The sequence below is a fragment of the Pontixanthobacter aestiaquae genome, from assembly GCF_009827455.1.
GTDB lineage: Bacteria > Pseudomonadota > Alphaproteobacteria > Sphingomonadales > Sphingomonadaceae > Pontixanthobacter > Pontixanthobacter aestiaquae.
Map to the genome: position 1 here is coordinate 897206 of NZ_WTYZ01000001.1, position 17384 is coordinate 914589.

Consider the following 17384-nt stretch of genomic DNA (forward strand, 5'->3'; position numbering starts at 1 on the left):
AATCCGTTCGGCCTGAGCCTGTCGAAGGGCTGTCCTTCTTCTTTGAACGTATATCTACAAGAAAAGTGCAGGGCTTCGACAAGCTCAGCCCAAGCGGAGTGTGGCCAATGAACGCGCCTAACAAGAGCGGCTGGAAGCCGACCACACCTGCTGGCACAGATGGCGCATTCGGCGGACCGGCCACGACCACCGGCAACAAAGCGCTGATGCTGGAAGAACCGCTGATCTTCGAAATCGCGGACAACCAGACAACCGGCGTCGATCTACCCCAAGTTGATCCGTCAGCCGCTAGCCGCCTAGGCGGCATGGCGCGCGATGCGGATATCGGTCTGCCCGGCCTCGCAGAGCCCGAAGCGGTGCGGCATTATACCCGCCTCAGCCGCCAGAATTACGGGATTGATCTGGGGTTCTTCCCGCTTGGTTCCTGCACCATGAAGCACAATCCGCGGCTGAACGAGAAAGTCGCGCGGATGCCGGGCTTTGCTGATGTCCATCCGCTGGCCCCGACCGATACGGTTCAGGGCGCGCTGGGAGTGATTAACGAGCTTGCGGAATGGCTTATCAAGCTGACCGGCATGCACGGTGTCGCGATGAGCCCCAAAGCTGGCGCGCATGGCGAGCTATGCGGTATTCTATGTATTCGTGCCGCTTTGGAAGCACGCGGCGATGCCCGCGAAGTCGTGCTCGTGCCCGAAAGCGCGCATGGCACCAATCCTGCGACTGCAGCGTTTGCGGGCTATAAGGTCGAGAACATCCCTGCGAACGAAGCGGGCCGGGTTGATCTGGATGCGCTGAAAGCGCGCCTCGGCCCCGACGTTGCCGCAGTGATGATCACCAATCCCAACACCTGCGGATTGTTCGAGCCGGATATGCGCGCGATTTCGGATGCGGTGCATGAGGCTGGCGGTTTCGTCTATTGCGATGGTGCAAACTTCAATGCGATTGTCGGGCGGGTTCGTCCGGGCGATCTTGGCGTTGATGCGATGCATATCAATTTGCATAAGACGTTCTCCACCCCGCATGGCGGCGGAGGTCCGGGCAGCGGTCCGGTCGTGCTGTCCGAAGCGCTTAGCCCTTATGGCCCGCTGCCGTTCACCGCGCGCACCGACGATGGCTATATCCATCTGGTCGAGGAAGAGGGGGCTGCCGATTACGGGCATACGCAGGCGTTTGGCCGGATGACGGCATTCCATGGCCAGATGGGCATGTTCACCCGTGCGCTGACTTACATGCTTAGCCACGGGGCGGACGGGCTCAAGCAAGTCGCCGAAGATGCGGTGCTCAATGCCAACTACATCCTGCGCTCCATGGAGGATGTACTCTACGCACCCTATGCAGACAGTGGACCGTGCATGCATGAGGCTCTGTTTGGCGATAAGGACTTCGCCGACGGGCTGTCGACCATGGATCTTGCAAAGGGTCTGATCGACGAAGGCTATCACCCGATGACGATGTACTTCCCGCTGGTGGTGCACGGCGCGATGCTGGTCGAACCGACCGAGACCGAGAGCAAGGCGACAATAGATCAGTTTATCACTGCTTTCCGCAGTGTGGTCGAGCGGGCAAAGGCTGGCGACCAAACGCTAGCGACCGCGCCGCATTATGCACCGCGCAGCAGGCTCGATGAGACGATGGCAGCGCGCAAACCACTGCTCAGCTTTATCGATCCTGATTAGACGAACCACTTGACCGCCCGTGCCTGAGCGTCTCTCCTGAATGGAGGGGAGGGCGTGATGGCGTCTGCGCGTTCAGTAAGTTTCATCCAGCGCGGCTGGCGCAATGTGCGCGAGGCCGGCACAAGGCGGCTGGGCCTGACCATGCTGCTGGTGGTGCTTGCGCTGATCGTCGCTAGGTTTGGCTGGTCAGTACCGATCGTCAACCAGGCCGAGACCGGCCTTTATGATTTCCGCGCCTACCAAACCGCCAGCATGCAAGCGGTCGAGCAGGATCCGCGTATCATCATGGTCGTTTATGACGAGCAGACGCTGATCAAAGCGCGCAAACGCTCACCGCTCGATCGGGGGATGCTGGCCGCAGCATTGCGCAATCTCGACAAGCTTGGCGTCAAATCCATCGGTATCGATATTCTGTTCGATCAACCGCAAGATGAAGATGACGAGTTGGTCGAAACGCTGCGTAATATGCAGACGCCGGTCTCGGTCGCTTATGTGCTGCAAGAAGCGAATGAAGGCGACATCAAATATGAGCAGCAGCTCTATCTCGAAGAGTTTCTCGCCCAGTTGGAGGGCAGCAATGCGGTTCCCGCAAGCATACAGCTTGATAATGCATTCGATGTTACCCGCCGGTGGCCACAGCCCGATGAGCGTTTGCCGCCAACGCTGACCCGATCGATGCTGGTTGGAGCAGGCGAGGCGGACAAATCACTACCGGCATATGCCGGAGCGATCCGTTACCGCCTCTCGTCGCGCGATGGTCAGAACGACACCATCGAAAGCGGTCAGGAGGCTGTTGCCGAAACGCTTTTCCCGATAATTCCGATCGATTCGCTTGCGGATGAAGAGGTTTTTGCCATTCCCGCAGTGATCGAAGAATATCGGCCTCTGTTCGAAGGTAAATATATTCTGATTGGCGGCGATCTGGTGGATTTTGACCGCGTGCCAACCAGCCTGTCAGACGGGACAGGCTTCGATCCTCCCGGCCTTCAGGTGCATGCCGAAATGTTGGCGCAGATGCTTGATGGCGCCAGTCTGTCCAAGCCGTTGTCCGTTACCCTGTGGATGCTGGCCATTCTGGTCATTGCGATGGCGGTGCTGACCGGCTTACTCGAATGGGGCAGCTGGCAAATCTATGTGTTGCTCGGCTTGCAATTCGTTGTGATGTTGGGCGCGCCTTTTGTGATGCATTTCCAGGGCGCTGACACTTACGGCCTTCCTGCGGTTGGCTGGCTCGCCGGTTGGGCAATAGCGTTCATGGCAGTGACCACGGCCGCTCGGGCCGCAGGCGCGGTGCAGCGTAATTTCGCGCAAGGGGCGCTAGGCAAATATCTTCCGCGAGAAATGGCCGCGGAGATCATCGAAAACCCCGAGCTTCTAGCGCTGCATGGCGAGAAGAAGGAAATTTATGTCCTTTTCAGCGATCTGGAGGGTTTCACCAAGATGAGCCACGCCGTCTCGCCCGAAATGGTCGCGAAACTGCTCAATCGCTATCTCGAAATGCTGAGCCAGGTGGTGCTCGACCATGGCGGGGTAATCGATAAATTTGTTGGCGATGCGGTGGTGGCCTTCTGGGGTGCGCCAATTGCCAAGCCCGACGATGCAGAGCGCGCGGCGAAGGCGGGTTATGCGATCTGGCAGGCAGGTGAGGCGTTTCGTCACGAAGTCGCAGCCATGGACCCAGCTCTGCCCAAAATCGGCAAGACCCGCGTTGGCCTGCACTATGGAGAGGCGGTTGTCGGCAATTTCGGCGGCGATACGCGAATCCAATATACTGCGTTGGGTGACAGTATGAACACTGCCGCGCGGCTTGAGGCGGCAAACAAAGCGCTCGGTTCCAGCGTTATGGCAAGCCGCGAATTTGCGGAACGTTCGGGCCTCGATTGGTGGCGGCCAATGGGCCGTGTGGTGCTGCGAGGGCGGGCGCAACCGGTCGATATATTGGAGCCTGCACCGGACTTTCCTGCAGCAGATCGGGCAAAAATGTACGAAGCCGTCACACTGTCGGAAACTCACAAGACCAAGGCGGTCAGCGTGGTAAAAGGCCTCATCCGGAGCCATCCAGATGACACTGCGCTGGAAAACCTGCTACACCGGATGAAGAATTTGAACGAGGAGGGAGCCTATGTTCTCGGTTAGACCGCTAATGATTGCCGCCGCGCTGGGATGCGCTGCTCTGGTAGCGCCGATTGCCGTGCAAGCGGGCGTCGTCATCAAATCCAGTGGCCCATCTGCCGGCAAATATCCGGTCGGGATGAAGCTGAGCGATAGCGGGCGGATCACGCTCAAAACCGGCGACTCCGTCACCATTCTCGCAAATGGCGGCACGCGCGTGATCAGCGGCGCAGGCACGCACCGTGTTGCCGAGCGCGGCAAGAGCAACCGTACGGCCATCGCAGCTTTGACGCGCCGCCGTGCGGCTGGACAAGTGCGCACCGGGGCAACGCGTGGTGATCCACCCCCGGCATCGCTGACCAGTCCGAACCTTTGGTGGGTCGATGTCTCCAAGTCCGGCACCATGTGCGTGGCGGATATGTCCGCCGTGCAAATGTGGCGTCCTGGGCGAGATCAGGCATCAACCTATGTCATTGCGAGCGCTGAGTCGGCCGAACATGTTCATGTGACATTTCTTGAAGAAGAAATGGTCACCGCATGGGATAGCAAGAGGCTGCCGCTGACACAGGGTGCGACCTATTCGATCACCGGTCCGGGCGGATCCCCTTCGACGATTACATTTACCCAAATGGATGAAGTGCCTGAGGATTTGGACGATCTTACGGTGGCCTTGTTGGGTAAGGGCTGCACCACTCAAGTTGATCTTCTGGCGACTGCTTTGATGTGATCAGGGTGTGCGGGCAAGCGGGATGAGAAATTCCCGCTTGCAGCAAAGGGACCAAGTCGTAGGGTGCCGTCTTAGGGGAGGTGGTTCGTGATACGAATCCGGGGAAAATTGATTGCGATAGCCGGCGTGCCATTATTGGCCGCTACGGCATTCCTCTCCGTGGGCAGTTCCCCTACCGACGCACAAACCCCCGGCAATGGCCAATATGAAGGCGTGGCAACTTGCGCAGGCTCGACTTGCCATGGCCGCGCCGAAGGCAATGGCGAAGTTGTTCGCCAGGATGAAATCGCGAGCTGGCAAGAACCCTCTTCTTCTACCGGAGCGCATAGCCGTGCCTATGCTGCGCTCGCGTCTCCGCGTGGTCGCCAAATCGCCGCAAGCATGGGTATCGGCCCCGCGACTTCTGCGCCGCAATGCCTCGGCTGTCATGCGACTTATGTCCCAAAATCGAAGCAGGGCGCGCGTTTTCAGGTTTCCGATGGTGTTGGCTGCGAAACGTGCCACGGCGCATCGTCCAGTTGGCTTGCGGTTCACTATGCCGCACCCGCGACACATCAATCGAATGTCGCTGCCGGCCTCACTCCGCTGGAGCGACCGCAAACACGCGCCCGGGTTTGCCTCGATTGCCACTTCGGCAGCGCGGATGGAAACCAGTTTGTCACACATACAATGATGGCCGCGGGTCACCCGCGCGTTGTGTTCGAACTTGATCTGTTTTCGGCGCTGCAACAGCACCATGACGAGGACGCCGATTATGTGAACCGCAAGGGCAAGGCCGATAGCGTCCGCCTATGGGCTGTCGGTCAAGCCGAAGCTGTTCGCCGTTCTACCGATCTGTTTGCGCGTGAAGAGTACGGCACGCAGGGCGTGTTCCCCGAATATTATTTTTACGATTGCCATTCCTGTCACCGCGCGATCACCGATGGCCCGCAGCGCAAGCTGACATTCGAGACCAATCCGGGCCGCCCGATCCCCTTCGGTATGGCACCCTATAATGATGAGAATATCATCATGCTGTCAGCTGTATCGCGGGCGCTAGCACCGGGCCGCGCCGCTGCGTTCGATAAAGCGAGCAAGGACTTCCACCGCGCAATGGGACAAGGGCGCGGAGCCGCAGTGCAGGCTGCGCAAACGCTTCGCGGAGAAGCGGCGGCTTTGTCGAATAGTCTCGCTGGGCGCGGCTATTCAGGCAATGACGCCTTTACGGTCGTACAGGCAATTTCGGACCGCACAACAAGCCCGCGTTTCACTGACTATGCCGGATCGGCGCAGGCGGTGATGGCGGTCGATACACTGCTTAACGCCATGGTTCGCGACGGGCGGATCACGACCGGCGCAGCAGCGGGCATTCGCGCCAATATCAACCGCGCTTATAGCGCCGTGCGCAGCCCCGGCACATACAGCCCAACCCAATTCCGCGAGGCCTTCGGTCAAGCGACGCGCGCGATAGGAGCATTGCGATAATGGCGCGTAAGATCGGCACCTATTGGTGTTTGGCTGGCGCACTCGCACTGGCGGCATGTGGTGGCGGCGATAGCGGCCAGAACGCACCGCCAACGGGCGGTACACCAGCGCCATCACCCACACCACCAGCGCAGGGCCGATTGTTCGCTGATCCCGCAGCAGAGTTTCTTAGCGTCGGTGAAGTCCAGCAGATCATGGCGCAGGCCATTGGTGAAGCGCAGGCGCGTGGGCTTCCGTCGACTATCGCGGTAACCGACCGGGTGGGCAATGTGCTGGGCGTGTTCGCCATGACCGGCGCGCCCGCGGTGACGACACTGAGCAGCGAGACCATTGGCGGCACAACGACCATGCCCATCGGCCTGCAGGGCGCGGATGTCCCGTCGACGACTGCAGCCATCGCAAAAGCGATTACGGGTGCCTATCTCTCGAGTGGCGGCAATGCCTTCTCCACTCGAACAGCCAGCCAGATTGTACAGGAACATTTTCCGCCAGCACCGACTACGGTTGGGCTGGAAAGCGGGCCTTTGTTCGGCGTGCAGTTCAGCCAATTGCCGTGCTCTGATCTCAATGCGCGCTTCACCGGCGGCGGTGCGGGCGCATTTATCGGACCCAAACGATCCCCGCTGGGTCTTGCGGCTGATCCGGGCGGATTCCCGATTTATAAGAATGGTGTTGTTGTTGGCGGTATCGGGATTGCGGGTGACGGCGATTACGGCTTCGACACCAATATTCTCGACCGTGATGTTGATGATGAGGAAGCGATTGCTTTAGCAGGCATTCAAGGCTTTGCCCCGCCAGTAGAGATCGCGGCGGACCGGATTACTGTCGACGGCACCAGTCTGCGCTTCACCGACATGACTGTCAGCGATCTGTCGCCCCTGCAAACCAGCTTTGGGGCGGTGAATGGCCCGGCTGGCGGCATCGTCGCAGTCACAGGTTATAGCAATGGCGTCATCCAGCAGGGGGTAGCCTACGGCACCGAAGCCTCAGGCATTCGTCCAAGCACAGCTGCTGAATTCACCAATCAGGATGCCTATGTCCTGACCAATGGCGCGGGGGCAGGGCGCTTCCCGATCCGTGCCGGTACGGATGCGGCAAGTGTGGCCCAGCCGCTCAGCGCCGCTGAATCGCGCGCGATCTTGGAAGAGGCGTTCGCCGTCCTTTCCCGCTCCCGCGCGCAAATTCGCCGACCCCTCGACAGCCGGATGCAGGCGACGGTCAGTCTGGTCGATACGCATGGGCAAGTGCTCGGTATTGTCCGTTCGCCCGATGGCCCGATTTTCGGCACCGACGTCAGCTTGCAAAAAGCGCGCACGGCTGCGTTCTTCTCCAATGCCGTTGCCGCTCAGCAATTGCTGGGTACGCCAGTTTTGGCAGGCTTCGATGTGTCGGCCTACGTGCCGCGCGTGCGCAATTTCCTGAATGACGCAAACGCTTTGACGGGAACATTCGCCTTTGCCGATCGCTCGGGCGGGAATCTGTCGCGGCCTTACTTCCCCGATGGTGAAGTTGGCCCGACACCGGGGCCGCTCTCGGTAGAAAACCCAAACACATTCAGCCCCTTTGCTGTGGGACTGCAGAGCGATCTGATCGCGGTGAACATCGTGCAGCATCTCGGCTTTGTGCAGGGTGCAAATCCCGACACAGCAAACGAGTGTACCTTTGTGCCGAATGGGCCAGGCGGACGGAAGCGGATCGCCAATGGGATCCAGATATTTCCCGGCTCGGTCCCCGTGTATCGCGGTAATCAACTGGTCGGCGGGATCGGCGTTTCGGGTGATGGGATTGATCAGGATGACATGGTCAGCTTCCTAGGGCTGCACAATGCAGGCCAGCGCATCGGCGGGATCAGCAATGCGCCTGCCGCAATCCGCGCAGACCGGATCGTGGTGAACATCAATGGTGGATCGGTCCGCCTGCGTTACGTCAATTGCCCCTTCGCGCCCTTCCTTGACGATCCCGCGCAGAATGTGTGCGAGGGGTTGTAAGTGAGCGTCGCTTTCGCCCTTCCCTTGATTTTGCAGGCTACACAGCCCGCAGAAACGCGGCAGGTACCGCATAAGGCCGAACCGGATGAAATCACGACGGAGCAGGTCGAAGTCGAACCACCGGAGCCGCCTCCAGTGGACAACGAGTCCATTGATGGCCGCCGTCGCCCCGGTGTGACGGGCGAACTGCCCGAGAAGATCGACCAGACCAATGAAGGCGCTTTCCGCGCGCCTCCTCCTGAAGCTTTTCCGGCAGATCAGCTACCGATCCCCGACCGCTGGCGGTTGATTGAATCGCTCGGGCTGGTGAAAGAAAAATGGTGGGATCCCTATAACCAGAACACCTATAAAGGTGATCGCCCGATCAATCGGGACAAGGTTCCATGGTTGCCGATCAACGGCGATGATTGGTTCTTCGTCGCCAATGCGATCAGCGACACCGTGGTTGAGCCGCGCACCTTCCCGATTCCGGTGGGCGTTCAGACGACAGAAGATCCAGATCGCCTAGACGTGTTCGGCAATGAAGGCAGTCTGGTTCTGTCGCAAACTTTCCTGACCGGCTTTGCGCTGCTCAAAGGTAATACTGCGTATAAGCCGCCGGATGTTGAATACCGCGCGACTCTGGCGTTCAACATCAACCATGTCGATGTGCCCGAGAAACGCGTGCTGTTTGTCGAGCCGAGCAATGGCAGCAGCCGGACGGACTATTTCGTTGGCGTGCAGGAGTTGTTTTTCGACTATCACATCCGCAATACGTCTGACCGGTATGATTTCGACAGCTTCCGTATCGGTATCCAGCCGTTTCAGGCGGATTTTCGCGGCTTCCTGTTTCAGGATCAGCAGCTTGGCCTGCGCTTCTTCGGGACGCGTGATAACAACCGGTTCCAGTATAATGTCGCGGCGTTCTGGCGGCTGGAGAAAGACACCAATAGCGGGCTGAATGCGGTCACCCAGACGCCGCGCGATGACTTCCTGTTTATCGCCAATGCGTATCGGCAGGATTTCCTGATCCCGGCGCTGACCAGCCAGATTACTGTCGCCTACAATCGCAATCGCGAAGCCGACGACATCCAGATCGACGACAATGGCTTCCCTGTTCGTCCGGCTTTGCTCGGCACGCTGCGCGGGCGCGAATATGATGCGTTCTATGTCGGCTATAATGCTGATGGCCGCGTGGGCCGGATCAATATCACCGCCAGCGCCTATGGTGTGTTTGGCGAGGACCGGAACAGCTTTTTCACCGACCGCCCCGCTGATATCCGCGCCTTCTTTGCAGCGGCAGAACTAAGTTACGACCGCGATTGGGCCCGCTTCCGCCTATCGGGTGCCTATGCCAGCGGCGATGACGATCCCTATGACGATGTCGAGGGCGGCTATGATGCAGTATTCGAGAATCCGATCTTTGCGGGTGCCGATACCTCCTACTGGATACGCCAGACGATACCCTTTGCCGGTGGCGGGCGTGCAGTTTCGGTCAATAATCGCAACGGACTATTGAACTCGCTGCGTCCCTCCAAAGAGCAGGGCCAGTCGAACTTTAACAATCCCGGCCTCGTGCTTGTCGGCGCTGGCGCGGATTTCGATCTGACGCCCGAGTTTCGTCTCTCGGCCAATGCCAATCATCTGTGGTTCGAGAACACTTCCTCGCTGGAAGCTTTGCGGAATGAGGGCAGCATTCCCAAGGAGATTGGCTTCGATCTTTCTGCTGCTGCAATCTGGCGGCCGAGCGCGATACAGAACGTTGTGTTCCGCCTCTCCGGCGCGGCGCTGATATCCGGCAAAGGCTTCGATGATCTGTTCGACAATCTGGGCAATACCGGAACCTACTATTCCGTGCTCGCTAATGTGATCTTGACCTACTGATGCGTATGATCCGCCTTTTGACCCTGATGTCCGCATTCCTGCTAGCCGGGATTGCAATGCTGTTCGGCGGCAATCAAACGCAGGCAGCATCGGGCGAAAAGCCGGTCAAGCGTGACTATAGCGCGGTGATCGCCGCGCCCGCACCCGCGCGACAGACGCTCGACGAGATGATGGCGAAATCGGACGGCTGCTATTCCTGCCATACGCAGACCGACGCGCCGACCATGCACACCACTCCTGCGGTGCGGCTTGGCTGTGTCGATTGCCATGGCGGCAACCCGAAAGTGCAGGGCAATAGCGAGCTGGAGCATGACGATCCGGCTTACGTTGCGGCGCGCGAAAAAGCGCATGTTCTGCCGAAATACCCCAGCAGCTGGCACTATCCGTCATCGGCCAATCCGAAGCGCACTTACACGCTGCTCAACAAGGAATCGCCCGAGTTCGTCAAATTCGTAAACCCCAGCGATTACCGTGTGGCGCGCGAGGCCTGCGGAGCGTGTCACCTCGACGTGATCGAGGCAGGCGAGCGGTCTATCATGGCAACAGGTGCAATGCTGTGGGGCGGAGCATCGTATAATAACGGCATCGCGCCTTATAAGAATTATATCTTCGGCGAGGCATTTACCCGCGACGGAAAGCCAGCGAAACTGGTCTCACCCGGCGCGCCTCCTGGCACTTTGACTGAAAACCAGAAGAAGCGCGGCGCACTGGCAGAACTCTATCCATTGCCAACATGGCAAGTGATCCCCCCGGGTGATGTGTTCCGCGTGTTCGAACGCGGCGGGCGGACGATCAACTCGCAATTCCCAGAGATTGGCTTGCCTAACCCGACTGGGTCGATCCAGCGCCTCGAAGAGCCCGGACGGCCTGATCTGAAGCAAAGCAATCGCGGGATGGGCACTGGTTTGCGCGTTGCGATTCCGGTGCTCAACATTCACAAAACACGGCTCAACGATCCGTTTATGTGGTTTATGGGGACCAATGATCAGCCTGGTGACTACCGCCATTCGGGCTGCGCATCGTGCCATGTTGTCTATGCCAATGACCGCGAACCGCGTCACAGCTCAATCTACGCTAAATACGGGCGCGACGGGCAGACAATTACCGTCGATCCGACCATCGCGAAAAAGATGGAACCGGAGCACGACAAATATGGCGAAAGCAAAGGTCATGCGGGCGTCAAACAGCCCGGCGAGGATCATTCCGAAGATGGCCACGGCCAGAAAGCGCCAATGAAGGAGAAGGGGCATCCGCTCCAGCACGTCTTCACGCGCTCCATCCCGACCGCGCAATGCATGAATTGCCACATGCACCAGCCCAATATTTTCCTGAACAGCTATCTCGGTTACACGATGTGGGATTACGAATCCGATGCGCCCGCCATGTGGCCGGAGAAGCAGAAATATCCGACCGCTGAAGAAGTCCACAAAGTTCTGGAGCGCAACCCGGAGGGCGCCTCACCCAAGGGCAAATGGGCCGATCTCGATTTCACGCGCAATCTGTATGATCTGAACAAGGATTTGAAGGACACGCAATTCGCCGATTATCATGGCCACGGGTGGAATTTCCGCGGTATTTTCAAGCGCGACCGAGAAGGCAATCTGCTCGATAAAGACAATAATATCGTCGCCAATGACGATCCGGAGAAATGGCGCAAGGAAGGTGAGGGCAAGTTCGTCGAACCCGGCGTCAACCCGGGCAAAGCGGTGCATTTGATGAGCATCCACGCCGAAGTCGGGATGCAATGCGCCGATTGCCATTATGCGCAGGACAGCCACGGCAATGGCATGATCTATGGCGAAGTCGCCAATGCGATCGAGATCGGTTGTAAGGATTGCCACGGCACGGCAGATGCTTATCCAACCTTGCGCACCAGCGGCCCCGCTGCGCCGCCCAAGGGCAGTGATCTGTCGCTGCTCCGCAACCCCGATGGCAAGCGCCGCTTTGAATGGACCTATGACAATCTGGGCCAGCGCACATTGACGCAGCGCTCGATTGTCGACCCATCGCTTGAATGGACGGTCAGCCTGACTAAGGACAGCGTCGACAACACGTCTCCTCATTTCAACGCCAAATCGGCCCGCGCAAAGCTGATGTCGAAAGCTGGCGCGGAAACGGGCAAGTTTGAATTTGGCACAGGCATTGCAGCGGGCGACCGCGCGCATGACGATGAAGAGATGGCCTGCTTTACCTGCCACCTGAGTTGGACGACAAGCTGCGGCGGCTGTCACTTGCCGATTGAAGCGAACTGGAAGACCGAAGATCACCATTACGAGAACGGCGAAACACGCAATTTCGCGACGTATAATCCGCAGGTTGCGCGCGACCAGATGTTCCAACTCGGCAAGCACCAGACCACAAAGGGCAACCAGATCGCACCGGTTCGCTCTACTTCGGCGCTGGTTCTGTCATCGACCAATATCAACCGCGAACGCATCTATGTGCAGCAACCGCCGATCTCTGCGATTGGCTTCAGCAGCCAGGCCTTCGCGCCGCATTTCCCGCATACGGTGCGGATGACAGAAACCAAGCAGTGCTCCGATTGTCATTTGTCCGAGGCGGACGATAACAATGCGATCATGTCGCAGCTGCTGCTGCTCGGCACGAATTATGTGAACTTCGTCGGGATGAATGCGTGGACTGGCCTGGAAGGCGGGTTCGAGGCCGTGCGCGTCACCGAGTGGGACGAGCCGCAAGCTGTGCTCGGATCCTATCTGCACAAATATGCCTACCCCGATTATTACAAGCAATTCGTCGACGATAATGGGCGCGAGCTCAAAGATTGGGTGCGCGGGGAAGCTTTCGATGCGGACCTTTCCGGCGAGACCAAACCGTTCGAAGAGTTCGCCAATGTGCATGAGGGCACGAGCGACCGTGTCGGTTGCTTGCAAATGCGCGGCGAATATATGTTCGTGGCAGAGGGCAAGGGCGGTTTCCGCGTCTACGATATCGCCTCCATCGGCAACAAAGGCATATCGGAGCGGATCATCACTGCGCCGTTCAGCAGTCTTGGCCATGACACGCATGTGAGTTCCAAGAACGCGACTTGCATGGCGCTCGCCACCAATCAGCCGATCAATCCGCTGCGCAACACACCGCAAATGCGTGAGATGAATGAGGAGCAGCCGTTCCTGCCGATCTACGAATATGCGGTTGTGACCGACGCGGTCGAGGGTCTGATCCTCGTTAACGTCAACACTATGGCCGATGGCGAGTTTCGCAATAACAAGCTGAGCCGTCTGACATTCGCCGATGGTTCGAAAGCATGGAACGAGGGCGGCGTGCTGACCGGAGCGCGGCATGTGCATCTCGCGGGCGAGATTGCCTATATCACCTCTGATCGCGGCTTGGTTGCGGTGGATCTGGCCGATCCCAAGAACCCGCAAATTGCGGCAGTTCGCGAGATGAACGATGCACGCGCCTCCGCGATCCAGTTCCGTTATCTGTGGGTCACCGATGCAGAGGGCGTGAAGCTGTTCGATGTGACTAATCTGCGTAATCCTGTACTGCGACCAGAAGGCACGGTGCTGCTCGCCAATGCGCAGCGGGTCTATCTCGCGCGGACCTATGCCTATGTCGCGGCGAAGCAGGACGGTCTGGTGATCGTCGATATTACGAGGCCGATGGCACCGAAAATCTATAAGAAGGAAACGCTGGGCGGTACGCTGAATGATGCCGAGGATGTGATCGTCGGATCAACCAATGCGTCTCTGTTTGCCTATGTCGCGGATGGCGTGAACGGGATGAAAGTGCTGCAACTGACATCGCCCGACAGCCAGCCCAATTTCTACGGGTTCAGCCCAGCACCGATGCCGGAACTGGTCGCATGGGCAAAGACCAAGTCGCCTGCGATATCGCTTTCCAAAGGGCTGGACCGCGACCGCGCAGTCGATGAGACCGGCGGACAGATGGCGGTGTTCGGCCGCTTAGGCTCACGCCCCTTCACCCGCGAAGAAATGGAACGCCTGTTCCTGACCGGCGGCGGCGTGCCGTGGAAGGTGCGGGACGAGCCCGATATGAGCGCTTGGGTTGGTGGGCGGTTGAGTCCGAATGCGCCGGTGATGGGGCAGTAACGCTGCGTCATTTTGTGAAGGCTTGATGCGAAGGTTTGCTCTCCTCCCGGATCAAGCCTTTGATCTGCGATAGCCCGCTCTTTGGGCTTCAGACTCGGTGCAGAACAATTCTTCGGGTCTCGTCTGATCATAATAGGGGCGGCCAGGAAGGTGGTAAATCCATTGTCCCCTTCGATTTCTGTTGCCTTTGATCGCACAGCCGAACTTGTTCCGGTAGATCTGCTCGACAGGCGGGTTTTGCGGCCGAGTGGCGGGCGAGGGTGCTGTGGCAGTCGGCTCGGTAGTTTGAATATTGGCTGTTCGCCAATCTGCCGGCGACTGGAATTCTGATGCCCACAGACCCATCTTATGCTTTTTCCTCAGTGCTTCCGCTTCGACATATGTCGCGGGACTGTCCTTAACGGTAACCGCAAGCCCGGCCTCAATCATAGCCAGGCCTAGATCCAGACCATCACGGCTACATGTCGCGATTGCTTCACCATTACTGCCGAACTGTAGTGCGCGACATTTAACTCGATGCCCTTGGGTCAATTCATCCAGAAGTTTTTTGGCTTCCTCACCGCATTTCCAATCGGCTCCTGCATCTGAGCATGTTTGCGAATTTTCGGGCGCATCAATTCCGAAAAGGTGGATCTTTGTGCCAGAGAAGTCCAAGCTGTCACCATCGACTGCATTTGCAAGCCCTTGAGTTACTTGCTCAGTGGCGGCAAGTGGAGCAGCGATCAGGAGCGCGGAAGAAAAAACAATACGAACAACAATCATATGCACCTCGTCGATTTCAGACGGAGCATGACTGCTATTGGTTACTAAGAGGTATCTACTCCCGCTCGGCAAACATCTCTTTGATCATACCTTGCAGGTTCGCATCATACTTAGCGAGTACTTGCCAGTCCCATACGCGTTCGTAGTGGGTGACCAACTCGCCATTTTCCCAGCGGTGGAGGGCGTAGGTCGGGGACTCGGTGGTGATCAGATCGCGGTTGTCGGGTGTTTCGGGATCAATCGGGCGAAGGTCCATCGCTACCAGCGGTGCGACCGACGGAGTAACGCTGAGCAGCTTACCTTCGACCGTGGCGTTGATCTGGCGGTGCAGATGGCCGCAATGGATTGCTCGGATCTGGTTATGGCCGCGGATCGCTTCGGCAAAGCGCAGCATCCATGGTTCGCCCGGGCCGGGGTCCATCCAGCCGATGCCGGATACGACCGGCGGGTGGTGCATGAAGATCAACGTAGGCGTGTCAGGGTGCGCGTTAAGTTCTGCGCTTAACCATGCCGCGCGTTTCTCGCAGAAGGCGCCGCCATGCCGTCCGATCTCCAGCGTATCGAGCATCAAGATGCGCAGCCCGTCTTGTTCGACCGCATATTGGATAAAGCCATCCGCATCGACCGGCGTATCCGGGAAAGCGTGCAATAGCCCCTCGCGCGTATCGTGATTGCCGACAATCGAATAGACCGGCATCGGGCAGGCTTCGAGCAGGGCTGCGGTTTTCTCGAAACTGCCTGTGTCGCCGTGGTCGGTCAGATCGCCGGTTAGTACCAGCATATCGGCGTTATTAGGGCCATTGAGCAGTCGGTCGAGCGTGGCGCGGAAGCGAATTCGGTTTAGCTCCTCGGGCTTGGCTGCCGGGTCGAAGCCGATATGGATATCGGTCATCTGCGCTATCAGCATCGTGCCCCCTCCGAGATGTTGTGTCCCCCCAATGCGCGCTACTCCGGCTTCCGGCTCATCAGCGCGACTGTGTCTTGTGTGGGCGTTTTCTTCTCATCCGGCAAGTTTGCGCCTTTCGGATGGTAGGAGTGGCACATCGCACAGCTTGACGGCACTTCCGCCTGTTTCTCGTCCTGTCCCAGATGGCAATCGCGGCACACGGCGATACCCGGCAACAGCAAATCCTCTGAAGTCTTGGATGTCTCGGCCTTGTGACACGTGCTGCATTCTTCCTGTTCATGCTCCTTGTGGTCGAACCAACCATTGAGCAGATAGTTTTCACGCAGATGCACCGGCATCACATCGGCTTTGCCATTGCGGGTCGTGGGGATGTGGCATTCTCCACAAACCCCGTCCTTGGCGAGTGCGCGGTTGATTGCGATGTAGGATCGCGCTGGCCGCCCGAAGTTCTGATAGTAAAGCCCGCCGCGCGCATACTCGCCCGGACGCTTGCGACCAGCGGGTGCTGCCGAGCGGCGCGGTGCGCGGTCCATTGCGCGCAGGTCGGCACGCATCTGGTCGATATCGCCATGGCGCAGCGAGCGGAACGTTGTGCCGACGCGGTCATAGACAAGGCTGTGACAGCTCTCGCAATCGTCCTCCATTTTGACCGGCAGGAAGCCTTCCTTGTCGGATGTTGGTGTGTGGCAATCGGCGCAGACCAGCGAATTACCATAACCTTGCTTGGCACCGATATTGCGCGCCATCCGGGCGACACCGCCGCGCGTGTTCATGTGCATTTCATGAGGGAATTTCAGGCCGTGTTGTTCTTGGGGCGTGTCGGCGAGCGATATCCGCGCGGTCTCTTCGCTGCCCAATTGCGGGTGGTAGATCGCCTTGAACTGCGGGTGGGCATCGCCAAAGTCGGCGGCATTCGCCAGCTTGGTATCGGTAAGCCGGGCATCCATCCCGTCATGGCATTCGGCGCAGAATTGCTGGGCGGTTGGTTCCATCCGGCCTGCGCCTTCGTGCTCGGTATGACAGGTGCTGCATGAGCCGGGCCCTTCCTTGCCGAACATGCCCGCGACTTTCCATTGGAACTCGTCTCCCGCCGACATTGGACCGCGTCCGGTAAGCTGACGGTCGATCTTGGCATGGTCGCCAATCGCCTCGTGGCAGGTCAGGCAAGTTTCATCGCGGACCGACTCAAATGGCTTCACGTGACAAGCCTCGCAATTGTCCTCCAGCCCGTGGTGGGCGAGGCTGAGCGCACCGGTGCTCCAGCTGGTATCCATCATTGTCTGACCGGTGCGGTCGTAATCGGGCTTTGCCGGATCACGGTTGAGGTGCGTGTAAATCGGCACGATCAGGAACGCGAACAGGATTATGCCAAGCCCGACCCATGCCATCGCGCGCTTGCTGGGCAGGGCGGAAGCGAGTGCGAAGCCTTTGACGTCGTCGACATCTTCGGAATGCTCCGCCGCCTTGCTAATGGTGATCGATGCCGGAGCATCGGGGTCGCGTGAAAAGGCTAAGCGGTAGCACCCGAAACCAAGCTCGGCGCCCTTCGCGGGATCAAAGCTGGTCGAAGTCGTTGTCTTTCCGTCATGGGTAAAGCCGAGTGTGCCGGCCGCCTGTGCGAGAATCGTCCCATCGTCCTGGCTGGTCAGCGTTGCGTGGTTCTGTTCCACCGCCAGATCGGGCAGGTGGATATCGCTTTCAGCCGCGCGCCCGATGGTCAGGCTGCTTTGATCCACTTCGCGGTCACGGACAATCTCGCGCCCGCTGGCGGTAAAATCGATGGTGCGGATCAGAAAAGTCATATTCCGCCCC

General features: G+C 58.8%; 10 protein-coding genes. 7 read left to right on the plus strand and 3 right to left on the minus strand.

Annotated features, from left to right (window positions below):
* The first annotated feature begins 107 nt into the window (after window positions 1–107).
* From gcvPB to GRI35_RS04280, 7 genes are all read left to right on the plus strand, one after another.
* Window positions 108–1676, plus strand: a complete 1569-nt coding sequence (gene gcvPB, locus GRI35_RS04250; protein WP_160613021.1) for an aminomethyl-transferring glycine dehydrogenase subunit GcvPB — start codon at window positions 108–110, stop codon at window positions 1674–1676.
* A 57-nt stretch (window positions 1677–1733) separates the two neighbouring features.
* The gene (locus GRI35_RS04255) at window positions 1734–3812 is read left to right on the plus strand and encodes an adenylate/guanylate cyclase domain-containing protein (RefSeq protein ID WP_160613022.1); all 2079 of its coding nucleotides are present in this window, start codon (window positions 1734–1736) and stop codon (window positions 3810–3812) included.
* Window positions 3799–4515 (plus strand): hypothetical protein, encoded by a 717-nt coding sequence (locus tag GRI35_RS04260; protein WP_160613023.1) that lies wholly within the window; start codon window positions 3799–3801, stop codon window positions 4513–4515. Before GRI35_RS04255 ends, GRI35_RS04260 begins: the two co-directional genes overlap by 14 nt.
* A gap of 159 nt (window positions 4516–4674) precedes the next feature.
* Window positions 4675–5979: a multiheme c-type cytochrome gene (locus GRI35_RS04265; RefSeq protein ID WP_290258943.1), complete on the plus strand. Its 1305-nt coding sequence runs from the start codon at window positions 4675–4677 to the stop codon at window positions 5977–5979.
* Window positions 5979–7967 (plus strand): heme-binding protein, encoded by a 1989-nt coding sequence (locus GRI35_RS04270; protein ID WP_160613025.1) that lies wholly within the window; start codon window positions 5979–5981, stop codon window positions 7965–7967. Before GRI35_RS04265 ends, GRI35_RS04270 begins: the two co-directional genes overlap by 1 nt.
* A gap of 90 nt (window positions 7968–8057) precedes the next feature.
* Window positions 8058–9830 carry a hypothetical protein gene (locus tag GRI35_RS04275; protein WP_290259010.1) on the plus strand — a complete coding sequence of 591 codons (1773 nt, stop codon included), beginning with the start codon at window positions 8058–8060 and terminating at the stop codon, window positions 9828–9830.
* Between the two features lie 5 nt (window positions 9831–9835).
* Window positions 9836–13903 carry a hypothetical protein gene (locus tag GRI35_RS04280; RefSeq protein WP_160614749.1) on the plus strand — a complete coding sequence of 1356 codons (4068 nt, stop codon included), beginning with the start codon at window positions 9836–9838 and terminating at the stop codon, window positions 13901–13903.
* Window positions 13904–13954: 51 nt separating this feature from the next.
* On the opposite strand, the gene GRI35_RS04285 is transcribed toward GRI35_RS04280, so the two are convergent.
* Genes GRI35_RS04285 through GRI35_RS04295 form a run of 3 tightly spaced genes read right to left on the minus strand, consistent with a single transcriptional unit; the run spans window position 13955 to window position 17374 of the window.
* Window positions 13955–14665: a thermonuclease family protein gene (locus GRI35_RS04285; RefSeq protein ID WP_160613026.1), complete on the minus strand. Its 711-nt coding sequence runs from the start codon at window positions 14663–14665 to the stop codon at window positions 13955–13957.
* 55 nt (window positions 14666–14720) lie between these two features.
* A complete protein-coding gene (locus GRI35_RS04290) occupies window positions 14721–15572 on the minus strand; it encodes a phosphodiesterase (RefSeq protein ID WP_160613027.1) in 852 nt (283 codons plus the stop codon).
* Between the two features lie 38 nt (window positions 15573–15610).
* A complete protein-coding gene (locus GRI35_RS04295; RefSeq protein ID WP_160613028.1) occupies window positions 15611–17374 on the minus strand; it encodes a cytochrome c3 family protein in 1764 nt (587 codons plus the stop codon).
* Window positions 17375–17384 lie beyond the last annotated feature (10 nt).